Source organism: Chitinophaga arvensicola, from assembly GCF_900110835.1.
In the GTDB taxonomy this organism is placed as follows: domain Bacteria; phylum Bacteroidota; class Bacteroidia; order Chitinophagales; family Chitinophagaceae; genus Chitinophaga; species Chitinophaga arvensicola.
Map to the genome: position 1 here is coordinate 612,710 of NZ_FOJG01000002.1, position 16,095 is coordinate 628,804.

General features: G+C 48.0%; 18 protein-coding genes. 8 read left to right on the plus strand and 10 right to left on the minus strand.

Going from position 1 to position 16,095, the window contains the following annotated elements:
- Nucleotides 1-13 precede the first annotated feature (13 nt).
- The 6 genes from BMW79_RS19825 to BMW79_RS19850 form a co-directional block, all read right to left on the minus strand.
- Nucleotides 14-943 (minus strand): phosphoribosylaminoimidazolesuccinocarboxamide synthase, encoded by a 930-nt coding sequence (locus BMW79_RS19825; protein ID WP_089897375.1) that lies wholly within the window; start codon nucleotides 941-943, stop codon nucleotides 14-16.
- 214 nt (nucleotides 944-1,157) lie between these two features.
- The gene (locus tag BMW79_RS19830) at nucleotides 1,158-2,525 is read right to left on the minus strand and encodes an exonuclease domain-containing protein (protein WP_089897376.1); all 1,368 of its coding nucleotides are present in this window, start codon (nucleotides 2,523-2,525) and stop codon (nucleotides 1,158-1,160) included.
- 3 nt (nucleotides 2,526-2,528) lie between these two features.
- A complete protein-coding gene (locus BMW79_RS19835; protein ID WP_089897377.1) occupies nucleotides 2,529-3,704 on the minus strand; it encodes an ABC transporter permease in 1,176 nt (391 codons plus the stop codon).
- A complete protein-coding gene (locus tag BMW79_RS19840) occupies nucleotides 3,697-4,863 on the minus strand; it encodes an ABC transporter permease (RefSeq protein WP_177192256.1) in 1,167 nt (388 codons plus the stop codon). The genes BMW79_RS19835 and BMW79_RS19840 overlap by 8 nt, the downstream gene beginning before the upstream one ends.
- On the minus strand, nucleotides 4,863-5,852 hold the full coding sequence (locus BMW79_RS19845; protein ID WP_089897379.1) for an HlyD family secretion protein: 990 nt from the start codon (nucleotides 5,850-5,852) through the stop codon (nucleotides 4,863-4,865). The genes BMW79_RS19840 and BMW79_RS19845 overlap by 1 nt, the downstream gene beginning before the upstream one ends.
- 13 nt (nucleotides 5,853-5,865) lie before the next feature.
- Nucleotides 5,866-7,320: a TolC family protein gene (locus tag BMW79_RS19850; protein WP_089897380.1), complete on the minus strand. Its 1,455-nt coding sequence runs from the start codon at nucleotides 7,318-7,320 to the stop codon at nucleotides 5,866-5,868.
- Nucleotides 7,321-7,642: 322 nt separating this feature from the next.
- Here BMW79_RS19850 and BMW79_RS19855 point away from each other — a divergent pair, with 322 nt between their 5' ends.
- The 8 genes from BMW79_RS19855 to BMW79_RS19890 all read left to right on the plus strand — a co-directional run bounded on the left by BMW79_RS19855 (nucleotide 7,643) and on the right by BMW79_RS19890 (nucleotide 11,970).
- Nucleotides 7,643-8,179 carry a YceI family protein gene (locus BMW79_RS19855; protein ID WP_089897381.1) on the plus strand — a complete coding sequence of 179 codons (537 nt, stop codon included), beginning with the start codon at nucleotides 7,643-7,645 and terminating at the stop codon, nucleotides 8,177-8,179.
- Between the two features lie 68 nt (nucleotides 8,180-8,247).
- Entirely contained in the window at nucleotides 8,248-9,180 is a 933-nt protein-coding gene (locus BMW79_RS19860) for a ring-cleaving dioxygenase (protein ID WP_089897382.1), read from the plus strand.
- Nucleotide 9,181: 1 nt separating this feature from the next.
- Nucleotides 9,182-9,811: an alpha/beta hydrolase gene (locus tag BMW79_RS19865; RefSeq protein ID WP_089897383.1), complete on the plus strand. Its 630-nt coding sequence runs from the start codon at nucleotides 9,182-9,184 to the stop codon at nucleotides 9,809-9,811.
- A 9-nt stretch (nucleotides 9,812-9,820) separates the two neighbouring features.
- Nucleotides 9,821-10,222: an OsmC family protein gene (locus BMW79_RS19870; protein WP_089897384.1), complete on the plus strand. Its 402-nt coding sequence runs from the start codon at nucleotides 9,821-9,823 to the stop codon at nucleotides 10,220-10,222.
- Nucleotides 10,223-10,224: 2 nt separating this feature from the next.
- Nucleotides 10,225-10,668: a (4Fe-4S)-binding protein gene (locus BMW79_RS19875; RefSeq protein WP_089897385.1), complete on the plus strand. Its 444-nt coding sequence runs from the start codon at nucleotides 10,225-10,227 to the stop codon at nucleotides 10,666-10,668.
- 11 nt (nucleotides 10,669-10,679) lie between these two features.
- Nucleotides 10,680-10,952, plus strand: a complete 273-nt coding sequence (locus BMW79_RS19880; RefSeq protein WP_089897386.1) for a GNAT family N-acetyltransferase — start codon at nucleotides 10,680-10,682, stop codon at nucleotides 10,950-10,952.
- A 30-nt stretch (nucleotides 10,953-10,982) separates the two neighbouring features.
- Nucleotides 10,983-11,558, plus strand: a complete 576-nt coding sequence (locus tag BMW79_RS19885; protein ID WP_089897387.1) for a YeeE/YedE family protein — start codon at nucleotides 10,983-10,985, stop codon at nucleotides 11,556-11,558.
- A 1-nt stretch (nucleotide 11,559) separates the two neighbouring features.
- Complete coding sequence (locus tag BMW79_RS19890) at nucleotides 11,560-11,970, plus strand: DUF6691 family protein (protein ID WP_089897388.1); 411 nt, start codon at nucleotides 11,560-11,562, stop codon at nucleotides 11,968-11,970.
- A gap of 73 nt (nucleotides 11,971-12,043) precedes the next feature.
- Here the strand turns inward: BMW79_RS19890 and BMW79_RS19895 are convergent, their stop codons facing one another.
- The 4 genes from BMW79_RS19895 to BMW79_RS19910 all read right to left on the minus strand — a co-directional run bounded on the left by BMW79_RS19895 (nucleotide 12,044) and on the right by BMW79_RS19910 (nucleotide 16,080).
- A complete protein-coding gene (locus BMW79_RS19895) occupies nucleotides 12,044-12,616 on the minus strand; it encodes a DUF4142 domain-containing protein (RefSeq protein WP_089897389.1) in 573 nt (190 codons plus the stop codon).
- Between the two features lie 234 nt (nucleotides 12,617-12,850).
- Nucleotides 12,851-13,975, minus strand: coding sequence for a zinc finger domain-containing protein (locus BMW79_RS19900; protein WP_089897390.1), 1,125 nt, complete (start codon nucleotides 13,973-13,975; stop codon nucleotides 12,851-12,853).
- Between the two features lie 64 nt (nucleotides 13,976-14,039).
- A complete protein-coding gene (locus BMW79_RS19905) occupies nucleotides 14,040-15,152 on the minus strand; it encodes an SPFH domain-containing protein (protein ID WP_089897391.1) in 1,113 nt (370 codons plus the stop codon).
- Nucleotides 15,153-15,234: 82 nt separating this feature from the next.
- Nucleotides 15,235-16,080, minus strand: coding sequence for an alpha/beta hydrolase (locus tag BMW79_RS19910; RefSeq protein WP_089897392.1), 846 nt, complete (start codon nucleotides 16,078-16,080; stop codon nucleotides 15,235-15,237).
- Nucleotides 16,081-16,095: the final 15 nt, after the last annotated feature.

The window sequence follows — 16,095 nt, forward strand, 5'->3', positions numbered from 1 at the left end:
CGGTTTAAAATGATTATAAACTTTTCAGTGCAGCTATAATTCTGGATTCTGCATCCGCAGCCGCTACTTCTTCTTTCACAAATTTCTGACCGGTGATATTTTCAAACAGCTCGATATAACGATCGCTTACGCTCTGTATAAATTCGTCTGTCATTTCCGGTACCTGCTGACCATCTTTACCCTGGAAACCATTTGCCATCAGCCATTCGCGAACAAACTCCTTGCTGAGCTGTTTCTGCTGAACACCATTTTTCTGGTTTTCTTCGTATCCTTCTGCGTAGAAATAACGGGAAGAATCCGGTGTATGAATTTCATCAATCACATAGATGGTATCGCCGATCTTACCGAATTCGTATTTGGTATCCACCAGGATCAGTCCGCGTTCAGCAGCCATTTCCTTACCTCTTTCGAATAAGGCGAGGGTGTACTTTTCGAGTTGTTCGTAGTCTTCCTTGCTTACCAGGCCCTGTGCGATGATCTCTTCGCGGGAGATATCCTCATCATGTCCTTCGTGCGCTTTGGTAGTTGGGGTGATGATCGGAGTCGGGAAGAAATCGTTTTCTTTCAGACCGTCCGGCATGGTAACACCGCACAATACGCGTTCGCCGGTTTTGTAAGTTCTCCAGGCATGACCGGTAAGGTTGCCACGAACCACCATTTCAACCGGGAAAGTTTCGCATTTCAGTCCGATGGTTACGTTTGGCAGCGGGCTGGATTTCACCCAGTTTGGAACGATGTCTTTGGAAGCTTCCAGCATAATGGCTGCTACCTGGTTCAATACCTGTCCTTTGAACGGGATCGGGCGAGGCAGTACCACATCAAATGCAGAGATACGATCACTTACTACCATTACCATCAGCCTGTCATCAATGGTGTAAACATCGCGTACTTTTCCTTTGTAGAAGGCCGTTTGACCTGGTAATTTGAAACTTGACTCTAACATGAATAAAAAAATATTAATAATTAAAGATGAAATTCACTTTTACGAGATGCAAAAGTAATCAGGAATCAGTTGATTTATTGCGATGACGCAATTTTTTTTCTTTGCGGGTATTGTCTTACCCGGGATTCGGGGTGATTATGCTGATTACCCTGATGTTGTTTTTCCGGGAGATGATAGCCGGAAACCTTGACGTACGCCTGTTTTCTGACGACTATTACCGGACGCCCGACAACTGCCTGCTGTTGCTGGCATACGGCCGGAGCAGGCTGATGATCACTTCATTTTCTGCATATGGGGTCAGGTATTCCCGGAAGTACTCCACTTCGCTGGTATTCACTTCCGCAGGAACGTAGCCCATGCCATAGAAGCGGCCCTTCTCCATCAGGATGCAGCTTTTTTCGCTGCTATTGCGGCCTTTGTCGACGATGATCACGGAGGGTTGCTGCTCCTGTAAAAAGGCCACAGCCGTTCTCATACGAGCATTATAGCTTTCCGCGTCTTCTGCTTTTTCGCAGGCGCCATTACAGGTGCCGGCCGTAATACCGGTGCAGGTGCCATTACCTTTCTGGAGGAAGCAGAGCTTCGGGCAAAGGTGAAACTCCTTTATCAGGGAGCGTAACAGCCGGTGACCATCGATCAGCAGGTTGAAGCTGTGCACCGGGTTCGAATACTTCCGTTTCTTTTCAATGGCCAGCCGGAGATACCCCTGCTGGTCTTCGAACAGGTAAAGGCCGTAACGGAACTCCACCCGTTTCTGGGCGTAGTTGAAAACTGGCCACAGCCGCTTTATTTCCACCGACTCCAGGATACATGCCATCAGGTCGGTAGCCGTTTCCTGGAAGGATATACGATGAATGGTACGCAGAAAGTTCTGCCGTTGGCGGCTGGTACTATGCCCGGTGAAGTGACTGTTGACCCGTTTACTGAGGTCTTTCGCCTTGCCCACATACACTACTTTATCTTTCTGATCGTGAAAATAATAAACGCCCGGATGGTTGGGCAGGCTCTTTACCAGTTCCGGTGGGAGATTCGGTGGAAGGAACTGTTCTTTGGATCCCACTTTTAAAGCCCCTGCTATCAGTTTCTCTTTATCTGCAGCCAACAGCATCCCGAAAAGCACGGCAGTGGCTTCTGCATCGCCGCCTGCGCGGTGGCGCCCGTTTACCGGGATCCCGAAGTGCCGGCAGATATTACCGAGACTATACGATTTCAAGCCGGGAAAAATCTTACGGCCCAATCGCACTGTACAAAGCTTTTTGCATTGCAGGTCAAACCCCGCATTGCCCAGCTGGTGTTTTATAAAAGAATAGTCGAAGTTAACGTTGTGCGCCACAAAGATCCGGTCTTTCAGCAGGTCGTATAATAAAGGAGCGATCGCCTCGAAGGGCGGTGCGTCTGCTACCATACGGTTACTGATGCCCGTGAGTGATTCTATGTAATAAGGAATGGGGATTCCGGGGTTTACCAAAGTCTGGTATTGCTGCGTAACTTCCTTCCCGTCGTACAGGAACACGGCGATTTCCGTAATGCCATTGGCGCTCGCATGGCCGCCTGTCGTTTCAATATCTACAATTGCATACATCCGTTACAAAGATATGGATTGTTGGCGCTTATACAAACGTCTTAATCCAAGCAATGCCAGCAAGGTGTAGAAGGCCGACAACGCCAGCAAATGCAGTACAGTCGCGTAATTATCTTTCAATGTACCACCGGATTGCACGATAGACTGGTATACACGCATAAACGGCGTGGTGGGCACCATAGAAGAAACCCATTGCAGCGGCAGCGGTAACGAATCATACGGCCAGGCATACCCCGCAATCAGGAAAATGGGATACGTGGAAAACACCATCATCTGTGCTGCCACCAGTTGGTTAGGAAACATGCTGCCCAACCAGAAGCCCATGGGAATAAGGGTGAAGAAAAAGAGCACAAAGAGCAGGGCCACATCTCCCGGATGCCCTCTGAATGGCACCTCCAGGGTGGAAAAATTGACCGTCAGAAAGAAAAACGCATAACAAAGGAATAGCAACATATAAAAAAGACCTTTGCCCCAGAGGGTCACCGACAGGCTCCCCCCTCCCATTTGCACCACCAGCGGCACATTGCCGGTTTCTTTCTCATAAGCCACGCTTTCACAGGTACCAATCAGGAGGATCTGTTGCAGAATCAGCGCCAGGATACCGGGTAAAAGAAAGGCGCCATAACTCAGGCGGGTATTGTATAACGGACGGTAATCCAGGTTTACCGGCTGTGTTTCCTGCATGGCCATTTTTGTATTAAGCCCCTGCGCTTCGTTGTATTTAAGTCTCACTCCCGCGCCTACCGTGAGGGCCAGTGTAGTCAGCGATCCTGCCAACTCACTGGAAGGCAGAAAGCGCGCCCCGTTTACCGCCAGCACAATATCCCCCTGCTGCAATGCCAGGATCTTTTTTTGTAACCCGGCAGGCAGGTAGATATAGCCCATACAATGGCCATAGTACATTTTTTCCTGTGCATCCGGCAAATCGCCCGCCATTTCTACGCTCACCGTTTGCAGGTGATTCATCTGCTGAATAAAGGCCCGTGACAATTCGCTTTTATCATCATCAGCCACGGCCAGCAACACCTTCTCCTCTACTTTATATTGATAAATACTCCCATAGAAAAAAGCATATACCACCGGCGCCAGCAGCAACGTGAGCAGCAGACTGTGGTTAGTAGCCACCAGCTTCACTTCCCGAAGGAACAACCTACCTATCTGACGAAAAAAATCACGCATGTTGCAATCTGGGTTTATTCAGTTTATGCTGGAGGAAAAACAGTGCAATGGGAAAAGTAACCACGATATAGAGCAGCAATTGCGCCAGCTCCCTATACGCATAATGCAAAGGCAATTCCATGAAATACGTTTTGTAAAACCCTTCTATAAAAGGCGTAAAAGGCATCAGCCATGCATAGTACTGGTCGTACCAGGGCATGGCCCATCGGGGAAAGGTAAACCCACTGAATACAAAAGTCGGCGAAGTATAGAACAGGCCTACATCACAGGCCACCATCACATCATTCAGAATGGCCGACACCATCATACCGATGCTGATACAGGCCATAATCAGTACGGAAAACAGGATAAACAATGCAAACGAGCCGCCGATATGTCCCTGCGCAAAAAACGGATACACGATACAGGTAGCCAGGATATAATGCAGCCAGCCCACGCTCAGGTAGGCCAGGCCTTTTCCCAGCAGGATATTGGAAGCCGAGTTGCCGGCCAGTTCCTGCAATTCGTAAAACGTGCCTTTCTTTATTTCCAGGTTGAGCGCCAGTATGGTGGCCATAATGATCATCATCTGCAAGCCCACTGCAATCAGCCCCGGCACCAGGTATTTCTGGTAATTGTATTGCGGATTGTACAGGATATAGGTATCCAGTTTGATAGGCTGTACCAGCGCCATGGCTTTACCGGAAGGCATGCCCGTCTTTACCAGCTTCTGAAGAATTACGCCGGAACCGGCAGTGATCAATACTTTGGCAGCATCGCGGTAAATCAGTTTGGCCGTTACCATGGAGGCCGCATTAGTGTAAAGGGTAATGTACACGGGTTGCCGGCTTTTGATATGCGCATCCATATCCTTCGGAAAATGAACTGCCGCCTGTATCTTACCTTGTTGAATCAGTTTTTGCAGCGTCACCTCGTTATCTACCTGGGTCGTAATATGAATACTTTCTGTTTCTTCCAGCAGGAAGGTAAACTGCCTGGACAGCGGGGAACGGGCTTCGTCCCAGATAGCAACCGGTTGATCACTGGCCATCTGCTTGTCATACATAAACCCATACAAAAAGCTAATGGCCGGTGGTAGCACCAGCAGCACCAGGTAATACTCCGGGAGGCTCACGATACGTTTCCACTCCCTGATAGCGATATGAATAATGGTACGCATTATGGCAGGTTCATGGAGGCGGTCATACCAGGACGGAGTCCTTTGATACCGGTCTCGTTTACAGGTTTAAGTTCCACGGTAAAGGTGCGCAGTTCAAATTTCCCCTGTTCTTTTACAGGCACCCAGTTGGCGAAAGTAAGGGATGGCGATACTTTGCTGACTACCACCTCAAAATTTTCCGGATCACAACCCGGAACCGTCACTTGTTTTTTGGACCCTAACGGGAAATCATTCATGTTATCCTGCCGGATGTTATAAGTAATATGATAGGTAGATGGTTTCTGGATGGTCATTAACGGATAACCGATGGCCACCACTTCTCCCTCCTGGATTACCATGGAGCTGATCACGCCATCTGCAGGGGCATGGATATACGTGTTATCCGATAAGGCTTTGGTGAGTTCGTAACCTTGTTCTGCCTGTCGTACTATAGCGGAGGCGGTAGTAATCAGTTCGGGCCGGCTGCCTTGTTGCAGCATATCCATATTGAGTTTCGCCGTTTCCATTTCTTTTTTGGCTGCCTGCAATTTAAAGTACACAAGGTCTTTTTCCTGGCCGGAAATCACATCATCATTAAAGAGGTTCTGCATGCGCTGATAGGTTTTCTGCATCAGCTCATATTGTTGCTGGGTGATATTGTAGAGATTATCGGCGGCCTTGATGGCTTCCGGTCTGGCGCCTTTCTGCAAGAGGGTAAGCTGCCCTTTCGCGGCGTCGATGGCGGCTTCGGCCTGATTACGGATAGCATTTATTTCGGTAGAACGGAGCACGCCGAGTAACTGTCCACGGCGGATGGTGTCGCCTTGTTTCACGAGCAGGCTGTCCAGCCGGCCGGGAAATTCAGCTGCCACATCCACGTAGTCTGCATCCACCATGCCTATCACTGATTTATCCGTTGCTGATGGTTTCCTGATAAAAAAGAACAGCGCAATGATCAGAATAACGATGGGGATCAGCAGGGCCCAATAATTTTTTAATACAGCTCTCATGAAAAATATCTGTTTATCTGTCAACGTATTCAGCGAATTGTTCCGGTGTACCTATTACATTCCAGTATTGCGCCAGTGCCAGGTAGTAACCCATTACGGCGGTATAATAGATCTTCTGCATTTCCTCTTCCTGGAGCAGGGCGTCGTTTACATCCTTTACAGATGACAACTGGTTTTGCATACGGTCTGTTACCAGGGTGGTGGTAAGATGTGCCTGTTGCCGGGCGCTATCAAGGGAAGCCACATCATTCTGCAATGCCTTCATTTTATTCATAGCTACCCGTAGTTGCAGTTCCAGGGAGGTTTTGGTATTGAGTGCGGCCATCTGGGCTTCCTCTACCAACATTTTGCTGGCTTTGGTCCGTTTATATTTCTGGAAGCCGTCGAAGAGGTTCCATTGCATTTCCACACCAATCAGCCATGGCGGTATAGTTACCGGCAAGTCTTTCTGATAGAGGTTCAGGCTACCAATAGCAAAGATATTAGGAAGTGCCAGGGAGCGCGACGCCTTTACGGCTACATTGGCCAGGTCTGTTTTATTTTCCACCAGCCGATAGGTTGGATTATTCCGCATTAGTTCCATCTCGCCGGTTGCTGTAACTGGCTTCAGTTCATATTGCAGGGTATCATTGATTTCGATGGGTGTTTCTATGGGTTGGCCCAACAGGTCGTTAAGTTCCAGCAGGGCATTTTCTTTTTCCAGTTCCAGGTTACTGTACCGGTTGGTGGCCTGTACAAGAGACACCCTGGCCCAATTGAGCAGGTAAGGTGGCAGGATCTGGTTATCTTTCAGAGAAGTGGCGTAGTCCCGGTTCTTTTTAAAAGATTCAACAATAACAGCTTCGTGGGCAAGAATGGTATTAAGATAGAGGATGCGGAGGTATTGGGCGCTGATGGCAAAATAAAGTCCCTTTTCCACCACCTGTTGATTGAACTGCCCGGCGGTCACCTGTGTTTTGGCTAGTTGCTGGGCAGCAGTAATCTTTCCTCCAAGATAAATGGGTTGCCGGAGTGCCAGGGCTGCAGTGAAATAAGATTGCTTGGCCAGTGCCGGATTGTAATCAGGATAAAAGGTATTCAACAAACCTTTTGTTGCGTTATAGATCACATCCTGTACATTCTGCGGGAGTGGCTGCCCGGTGATCTGCTGATATACGGTATTAGCCGTATTGACGCTTTGCGCAGACGAGCCGTTTACCACCCCGTCTTTTACCTGTTGCAGGTTTATTTCCAGCGGTTTTCCGAGATAGTTATAACCAGCCAGGAGATCTACTTTCGGGTAATAAGAGCGGTTTTCCGCCTGGAGGTTATATTCCCTGGCTTTCAGCGATCGTTGCGCCTGCTGCACCAGCGTGTTGCCCTGTTTTGCAAGTTGGTAACATTCCTTTAAAGTTAGCGGTTTCCCGTTTTGCTGGCCCTGTGCATACAATACTGGCAATAACGGAACTAAAAGCAAGTAATATCTCATACGGTTTTCTTTTCATCAGGAAGGTCACCCGTTTGACCCTAACACCTCAAAACAATATTTCATGAATAATGTTTGAAGTATTTGAAAAAAATTATACATCATTTGATAACAAAGGGGTTATCGTTATATTTATTATCTTTAAGAAGAGACACAAAAAGTACATCATTATGAGTATTTGATCCATTTGAACCCAACTGTCAGCACCCGATCTTTGTGTAGGAAAAGATTAAACAATATGTGATTGATCTTGTTTAAATATAGACCTGCAGCGGTTTTCGCAGCATCCTAATTTCATTGATTCATTATAAAACTACATTTACTTATGGCAAAACAACAATGGGTCGCCGACGCCAGTCACAGTGAACTCGGATTTAAAATCCGTCACCTGATGATCACCAACATCAATGGTAAGTTTAACAACTTCACGGTAGATGCGGAAACAGAAGAAGAGGATTTCATGACTGCAAAAGTGAGAGTAGCAGTAGATATAGATTCTATTTCAACGGGTAGTGCTGACCGCGACAAGCACCTTCGTTCCCCTGATTTCTTTGATGTAAACGCCTATAAAGATATCGTCTTCGTTGCCACCAAATATGAGAATGTAGACAACGATGGTTCTTATGAACTGTACGGTGATCTGACCATCCGTGGGGTGACTAAAAACATCAAACTGGCGGTAGAATTCGGAGGAGTGGTAAAAGATCCCTGGGGCAATACCAAAGCGGGTTTCACCATCAACGGCAAAATCAACCGGAAGGACTTTGGCCTTAACTGGAACGCAGCTACGGAAACCGGTGGTGTGCTGGTGGGTGACGAAGTAAAAATAAACGGTGAAGTACAATTGATCAAGAAGCAGTAAGAAGATTGTAAATGCAGTGGGATAACCTTCCACTGCATTTACCAGACACACGCTTAAATAAAGGAACTATGGACAAGATTACAGGCCTGCATCATATCACGGCCATTTCAGGCAATGCTAAAAAGAACTATGATTTTTATACCCGTGTGATGGGATTACGTTTTGTAAAGAAGACGGTCAATTTTGATGACCCGCACACCTATCACTTTTACTATGGCGATGAAACCGGCACTCCCGGCACCATCCTGACATTCTTCCCCTGGGAAGACATATCAGCCGGCCGCAGAGGTACGCATATGGCGACCGAGGTAGGCTATAGCATACCGGAAGGCAGCATTGACTTCTGGTTAAAAAGATTGGAAAAAGAAAATATTATCTATAATAAACCTTCTTCCAAATTTGGGGAAGTGTACCTGACCTTTATTGATCCCGATGGTTTAAAAGTGGAACTGACCGTACCGGACAAGCCAGATCCAAGAACACCGTGGACAACAAAGGAAGTAACAGAAGAATATGCCACACGCGGCTTTCATCATGTTACACTCACCCTGGAAGAAGTGCAGCCTACCGCTGATCTGCTGGTATCCGTTTTCGGTTATCAACTGGTGAAACATCATACCAACCGTTACCGCTTTGCCAGTCCGGCCGGCGAAACCGCCAACTTCATTGACCTGGTGGAAGCCAAAGGAGAACCCCGTGGACATGTAGCCGGTGGCAGCGTACATCATATTGCCTTCCGGATGAAAGACGATGCGATGCAGCAGCACTACCGCCAGTTGCTGGAAGACCGTGGCTTAAACGCTACGCCACAACTGGACCGTAAATATTTCCGGTCTGTTTATTTCAGAGAGCCAGGCGGCGTGTTGTTTGAACTGGCCACCGATACACCCGGATTTACGGTAGATGAACCGGCAGCAGAACTGGGTACACACCTGATGTTACCACCCCAGTTTGAACCACAGCGGGAAGAGATTATAAAGAAACTGATTAAACTGGACTAATATGGATTTCAGACCAATGCAATATGTATACGAGCCGGTGGGAAACCCCACCGCCTATACGTTATTGCTGTTGCATGGCACGGGAGGCGACGAACGGGATTTATTACCTCTGGCCCGGTCACTGGGCAAGGGCTACAATATACTGAGCCTGAGAGGCAATGTCCAGGAACATGGCATGCCAAGGTTCTTCCGTCGTTTAGGCATGGGCGTATTTGACGAAGAAGACGTACATTTCAGAACGCACGAAATGGTGCATTTTATTAAAGAACTGGCCACCATCGAAGGCTTTGATGTTAATAAACTGATTGCAGTGGGTTATTCCAACGGCGCCAATATTGCCGGCGCTACGCTGATCCTCTACCCGGAATTGCTGGCAGGAGCGGTATTGTTCCGGCCCATGCAGCCTCTCGGCGGAATTGAAGATCCGTTTGAAACGCAGCGGCAGCAACCGGTGTTTATGAGTTCCGGCACTGCAGACGGTACAGTGAATCCTGCAGCTACAGCGGCTTATGCGGCGCTGTTGAGCGGCAATGGCTTTAAAGTAAGTACCTTCGATCTGCCCACCGGTCATAACCTGGTGCAACAGGATGTTACGCTGGCAGCACAATGGATCAAAGAAAATTTTCAGTAAACATATCACATGGATCAGGAAGTAAAAGTAAGTTTATCCGGTCACCCTTACCAGGTATCTATTGAAGCCAGAGACCACCGCTGGCTGGCAGACGAACCCACCGCAGCAGGTGGCGACGACACCGGTCCTCAGCCAGGGGAACTGCTCCTCAGCAGCCTTGCCGCCTGCACCGCTATTACGGTAAAGATGTATGCCGACCGGAAGAAGTGGCCGGTGGAGAATATAGAAATTGAACTCCGGTTTAATGCCGCCGCCAAGCCGGATCCACTTACCACCGTCATTGATATGGAGATTCATTTTACCGGAGACCTCAGCGCCGAACAACTGGACAAACTGCAACAGATATCGCAGTCCTGCCCTATCCATAAAGTGCTGAGCAACCCGATCATCATGAACACAAAAGTTGTATAACCATGAAAGACATCACCAAACACTACAGCAATGGCGCCGTGACCATTGTATGGAAACCCAATGTATGTATCCATTCGGAGATGTGCTTTCACGGTCTTCCGGAGGTATTCAATCCCAACCAGAAGCCGTGGATTCACGCGGAAGCCGCCACTACGGAAGCAATTGTATCGCAGGTAAAACAATGCCCTTCGGGCGCTCTCACCTACTTCATGAATGCAGACGTAGCGGCGCAGGGCGGTGTGGAACCACAGATCTCCGCTGAAAGCATTGTGGAGCCTACACCCAACGGACCGTTGCTGGTATACGGCAATATCATTGTACGCGATGCTGCCGGTCATGAAACGCATAAGAATAAAGTAACGGCCTTCTGCCGCTGCGGTGCGTCTTCCAACAAACCCTACTGCGACGGTACCCATACAAAAATCAACTTCTCTGATAAAGCCTAATCATTTGCTATATGGAACTCACCATCAGAAATAATGAAGCCAAACATCAGTTTGAAACCGTGGTCGATGGCCATACTTCACTGATCGCCTATACGCTGTTCCCGGGTGGTATCGCCTTTGTGCATACCGAAGTGCCACCCGAACTGGAAGGCAAAGGCATCGCAGGTCAACTGGCAAAATATGTACTGGAATATGCGCGGGAACACCACCTGAAAGTAAAACCCTACTGCCCTTACGTGAATGCCTATATGAAAAGACATCCCGAATACAATGATCTTTTATAAGTCTTTTATATATTCCTAAATTCCTTTTCTATGCAACTTTTAAAATTCATACAGCAGCCCTGGCACTGGTCCGTGTCGGGGTTACTGATTGGCCTCACGGTCCCGGTGCTGCTCCTGCTGGGTAATAAGGCCTTTGGTATTTCCTCTTCGCTGCGGCATATCTGCGCGGCCTGCTTCCCGGCAGATATCACCTTCTTTAAATACGACTGGAAAAAAGAGTCCTGGAACCTCTTTTTTGTAGGCGGTATTGTAATCGGCGGTTTCCTGGCCGGGCATTTCCTGCAGGATGGGAACGACATACAGGTAGCAGCTGCCACTCAGGAACGACTGGCCAACTACGGCGTACATGATTATTCCGCATTATTGCCTCCGGAAATATTCAGCTGGTCAAATCTTTTTACCTGGAAAGGAGGAATCTTTTTTGTGCTGGGAGGATTCCTTGTAGGCTTTGGTACCCGCTATGCGGGCGGTTGCACGTCCGGTCATTCTATTATGGGGTTGTCAAACCTGCAATGGCCTTCACTCGTAGCAACCTGCTGTTTTATGGCGGGTGGTTTCTTTAGTGCCAATCTCCTGATCCCTTACTTCTTTAAATGGTTTAACTAAGATGAAAAATATAAAGTTCCTGGTAGCAGGTATTTTCTTTGGTATTGTGCTGGTAAAAGCACAGGTGATCAGCTGGTTCCGGATCCAGGAAATGTTTCAGCTGACGTCCTTTCACATGTACGGCGTAATAGGTACGGCGGTAGTCACCGGCATTATCTCACTGCAACTCATCAAACGGTTTAATATGAAAACCATTGCAGGTGAACCCATATCGGTAACACCCAAAAAATTTGACAAGGGACAGATCTTCGGCGGATTAATTTTCGGATTGGGATGGGCCATCACAGGCGCTTGTCCTGGACCGCTTTTCGCACAGATAGGAACCGGTTTTACCGTAGTAGGTATTACCTTATTAAGTGCTATTGCAGGCACCTGGGTATATGGTGCGGTGCAATCCAGACTCCCTCACTAAAAAAGCAAAGCTTCAAGGTGCTGGCCCTTGAAGCTATCATTGCTATTCTCTGGATTCACTGATAATCCTTTGCTTATTTCTTTAAGCCGTCTTTAATGGCTTTCGCAGAATCCTGGTGCGCCTTTAAAGTAGGCAATGTATTACGGGCCCATGTTTTCAGACCTTCATCGGTTACGTTGTCGGAAGCTTTTTCAAATTCACTTACAACTTTATCGTGACCGTCTACCATCATATCGATATAATGTTTATCGAAGTCCTTGCCTGTTTTCTTAGACATATCTTCGATATGCTTTTTATCTTCTGTAGATAATTCACCGGGCAGGGTTATGTTTTCTTTCAGTGCCAGTGCTTTCAGTTCATCACCTGCTTTTGTATGGTCGTTTACCATTAACGTACCAAAGGCTTTTACTCTTTCACTCTGCCCTTTTTCCTGTGCCAGTTTACCTAAAGCTACTTCCTTCATACCTGCATTGGCTGCGTCAACAGCGAACTGAGATGATTTCTCATCTACCGGTTTAACGGTTTCGTTGATATTCTGGGCGCTGTCTACCGGTTTTTCTGACTGTGGGTTTTTCGCACTGTCACCGCAGGATTGTGCCATCCATACGGCTAAAAATGTTGCTGATACGATTAATAACTTTTTCATATTGTGTGTTGTTTTGGGTTTTGTAATCGGTATGCCTGTTTACGCTGTCAACTTTGCAAAAACGGTACCCTTAAACCCAACAACAATGAAAACCCTTTGTAGCAAAGGGTTTTATAGGAAGATATGAAGCGGACTGACTATAAAATGATGTAGACTGTTTTCCCCAGAGCGCGCAAAAAAAATGGTTATTGCGTGGTTGAAGACACAATAACCATCATATATAACTAGTTCTATTTATTGAGACTGGGCAATCGCGTACAAAACAAAGATACCGAAGATGATCCCCAGAATAAGGCCTACGATCTTCATCCAACTGTAGGGTCGATCACCGGTTACTTCACCGGTGCAGGCATTCACCACGAAATGATAGAGTTTATTTTTATAGCGGTAGGCGCTGATCCAGACAGGCAGCAACAGGTATTTTACGCCGAGGCTATTATAATCCACGTCGTAGTTATCTATTCGCTGTGTATCCCCGCCGATATCGTTGCAGATTTCGCTTTCGATAGCGGGTACCATCCTTTTTTTGGCAATTACCAGTGCCTGTTGGGCGTCGGTCTGGTATATTTCCGCCCGGAAGCCACTCAGGTAACGGCCATCATACTTCTTCAACTGGTCCAGCAGCCAGGGTTCCAGTATCTCCGCCATTTTGCGTGGCAGCGAGGGACTGGCAGACACCAGTATATCCCGGAAGTTGTTCTCTACCCGGCCGGAAGCCGGATACCATGCAGTATGTCTTACCTCCCGGGTGCGGGTTTCTGTTTTGCCGTTTACTTCTACGGTATACGTTTCGGTAGTATAATAATACTCGCCCCGCGAGCCGCTATACTGTGTATCCGTATCAGTGTCATAACTCCAGTGGGGAATATAGATACCTTTCAATTGCTGAGAAGAGCCATCTTTCACACGCTTTACCAGGTCCGATGGTGCAAACCAGAGTTTTCCCATCCAGGTCTGGAAATGGCTGACAGCCTGTTTATCCGTGACCACAAAAGGCAGTACATAATGTGGTTGCAGGATACTGGTGGTCTGAACTGTATCTATCACCAGCGGCGAAGCACAGAACGGACAGGAGTCGGCGGTGACATTGGGCAGCATGGTAGTAGAAGCGCCGCAACTGACACATTTCACCACAACAGCCTGTTGGGTGGCTTCTGTATGATTTTGTTGGGAGGCGATAAAGTCGTCGTAGTCAACAGGGCGAATAGCAGCAGACAGTGTATCATCTTCGATCTGATTCACGGTACCACAGTATTCGCATTTCAGGCTGTTGGTACCCGGGGCATAATGCAATATGGCGCCACAGTTCTGGCATTTCAGCGAGTTAACTGTTTCACTTGTTTTTTCCTCGAAAGACATAGGAACTATATGGTGGATATGATAGTGCAACCGGCTGCCCGTGGCTGCCGGTTGCACTATCAAATTAAGGTAATGGTGGTGGTACGGTCGCTAACACAGGTGCCAGATCAGGTACGGTACTGGCGGCAGCCCATGCAGCCATGCCGGTTTTCCATACAAGGGTATTAGCGCTCAGGCTTCCTGCTGCAGCCAGTTGCCGGAGTTGTTCCATATCAAAAGGACCGCCTTGTTTACCATCTATGGCCACAAAAAAGGGCGTAGCACCTGGTAATGGCGGCGGCGCTCCTGCACCGGTATTAGCAGCTTGCTGGTTATTATTCTGGAAGATATTACCTACCTGTCCCATCATGGCGGCGCCCATGCCCGCACCCAGGCCGGCTGCTGCGAGGCCTCCGCCGGAAGGGTTTTCCGCTGCTTTCTCCATGGAGTTGGCTGCCTGGAATTGTGCATATGCACCCAGATTTCCAACAATACCCATGCTGCTGCGTTTGTCCAGTGCGGTTTCCACTTCTGGTGGCAGGGAAATATTTTCTATCAGGAACTTTGTCAGTTCCAACCCAAGTTCATTGAATTCTGTTCCGATTTTACCGGTGATATGCGCAGATACTTCTTCGTAATTGGCTGCGAGATCAAGTACAGGAATCTTTGCTTCTGCAACAGCTTCCATACCACGGGAAACTGCGAGATTACGCAGTTGCTCGTTGATGCCTTCTACAGTGAATTCCGGGTTGGTGGCAGCTACTTCCTTCAGGAAGCCGGCAGCATCTTTTACACGGAAAGCATAACTACCGAAAGCACGGAGGCGGACAGGCCCAAACTCTGCATCACGCAGCATGACCGGGTTTTTAGTACCCCATTTCTGGTTGGTAAACTGCCGCATGCTCACGAAGAACACATCTGCTTTAAAGGGGCTGTTGAAGCCATATTTCCATCCCTGTAAAGTACTCAGTATGGGCATATTCTGTGTAGTCAGCGTATACATACCGGGTTGAAATACATCAGCGATTTTACCTTCATTCATAAAAACAGCCACCTGTGATTCACGTACGGTGAGCTTGGCGTTCATTTTTATTTCATTCTGGTAACGGGGAAACTTCCACACAATGGTGTCTGTAGACGCATCCGTCCACTCAATAATGTCAATAAATTCATTCCTGAGTTTATCAAAAATTCCCATAATAACAGGTTTTATAGTGCGTCAAATTTAGCCAAATATTCACACGAAAGGCCACTAATGAGAAGTTATAATTTAAGGAAGATTACTTCGCTGCAGTTTTCAGCCATTTCTCCATGAGGGCGGGCCATGCTTCTCCTGCGGTGTTACCGTTTCGCAAGCCGTATCCATGACCGCCATTGGCGTAAAAATGGAGTTCCACCGGCACTTTCGCGTCGCGGAGTGCGCCCGCCATCACCAGGGCGCTGTTACCATAGGGATCATCGGCTGTAGCAAAAAGGAATAACGGAGGTGTGGCGCTGTTTACTTTCAGTTCGGGGGTAAGCGTTCTGTTTTCGCCTTTATCAAGATAAGCAGGATAAATGAGTGCGCCAAATGCAGGACGGGCCGGCAAAGAATCGGCCTTATCAACTGGCGTATAGGTATTCACGTTATAAAGCGTGGCAGCTCTGGCAGTAAGACTCCCGCCTGCGGAAAAGCCCATGATACCTACCTTTTCCGGCTGAAGGTTCCATTCTGCTGCACGGCTGCGTACCAGGCGGATAGCGCGTTGTGCATCCTGCAAAGCGCCTGCTTCTTTCTTTGGTACACGGTACTGCAGCACAAAAGCGGTATAACCCAGTTTATTGAGCCAGGCAGCTACTTCGTACCCCTCCAGGTTAATAGCCAGAATGCTATAGCCACCACCCGGGCAGATAATAACCCCTACCCCATTACTGTTGCCCGCAGGCGCCGGAAATACTTCAAGGATGGGATCTGTTACATCCGTGAGACGGGTAACATTATTGCTGCCATCTGCTGTTGTTTTTGCCGCCTGTTTCGCAGCCGTTTCCCCCGGCACTGCCGCAGGCCAGAGATGAATGGTGCGCTGCTGCGCGAAGATTGCTGTATTTACTCCTAACATCATCAGTAAGATACCTATTTGTTTCATAACCGGAATTTCAGA

Excerpts from the sequence above, each read along its gene's own strand:
- BMW79_RS19825 (WP_089897375.1), bottom strand. The coding sequence starts at position 943 with ATGTTAGAGTCAAGTTTCAAATTACCAGGTCAAACGGCCTTCTACAAA.
- BMW79_RS19830 (WP_089897376.1), bottom strand. The coding sequence starts at position 2,525 with ATGTATGCAATTGTAGATATTGAAACGACAGGCGGCCATGCGAGCGCC.
- BMW79_RS19835 (WP_089897377.1), bottom strand. The coding sequence starts at position 3,704 with ATGCGTGATTTTTTTCGTCAGATAGGTAGGTTGTTCCTTCGGGAAGTG.
- BMW79_RS19840 (WP_177192256.1), bottom strand. The coding sequence starts at position 4,863 with ATGCGTACCATTATTCATATCGCTATCAGGGAGTGGAAACGTATCGTG.
- BMW79_RS19845 (WP_089897379.1), bottom strand. The coding sequence starts at position 5,852 with ATGAGAGCTGTATTAAAAAATTATTGGGCCCTGCTGATCCCCATCGTT.
- BMW79_RS19850 (WP_089897380.1), bottom strand. The coding sequence starts at position 7,320 with ATGAGATATTACTTGCTTTTAGTTCCGTTATTGCCAGTATTGTATGCA.
- BMW79_RS19855 (WP_089897381.1), top strand. The coding sequence starts at position 7,643 with ATGGCAAAACAACAATGGGTCGCCGACGCCAGTCACAGTGAACTCGGA.
- BMW79_RS19860 (WP_089897382.1), top strand. The coding sequence starts at position 8,248 with ATGGACAAGATTACAGGCCTGCATCATATCACGGCCATTTCAGGCAAT.
- BMW79_RS19865 (WP_089897383.1), top strand. The coding sequence starts at position 9,182 with ATGGATTTCAGACCAATGCAATATGTATACGAGCCGGTGGGAAACCCC.
- BMW79_RS19870 (WP_089897384.1), top strand. The coding sequence starts at position 9,821 with ATGGATCAGGAAGTAAAAGTAAGTTTATCCGGTCACCCTTACCAGGTA.
- BMW79_RS19875 (WP_089897385.1), top strand. The coding sequence starts at position 10,225 with ATGAAAGACATCACCAAACACTACAGCAATGGCGCCGTGACCATTGTA.
- BMW79_RS19880 (WP_089897386.1), top strand. The coding sequence starts at position 10,680 with ATGGAACTCACCATCAGAAATAATGAAGCCAAACATCAGTTTGAAACC.
- BMW79_RS19885 (WP_089897387.1), top strand. The coding sequence starts at position 10,983 with ATGCAACTTTTAAAATTCATACAGCAGCCCTGGCACTGGTCCGTGTCG.
- BMW79_RS19890 (WP_089897388.1), top strand. The coding sequence starts at position 11,560 with ATGAAAAATATAAAGTTCCTGGTAGCAGGTATTTTCTTTGGTATTGTG.
- BMW79_RS19895 (WP_089897389.1), bottom strand. The coding sequence starts at position 12,616 with ATGAAAAAGTTATTAATCGTATCAGCAACATTTTTAGCCGTATGGATG.
- BMW79_RS19900 (WP_089897390.1), bottom strand. The coding sequence starts at position 13,975 with ATGTCTTTCGAGGAAAAAACAAGTGAAACAGTTAACTCGCTGAAATGC.
- BMW79_RS19905 (WP_089897391.1), bottom strand. The coding sequence starts at position 15,152 with ATGGGAATTTTTGATAAACTCAGGAATGAATTTATTGACATTATTGAG.
- BMW79_RS19910 (WP_089897392.1), bottom strand. The coding sequence starts at position 16,080 with ATGAAACAAATAGGTATCTTACTGATGATGTTAGGAGTAAATACAGCA.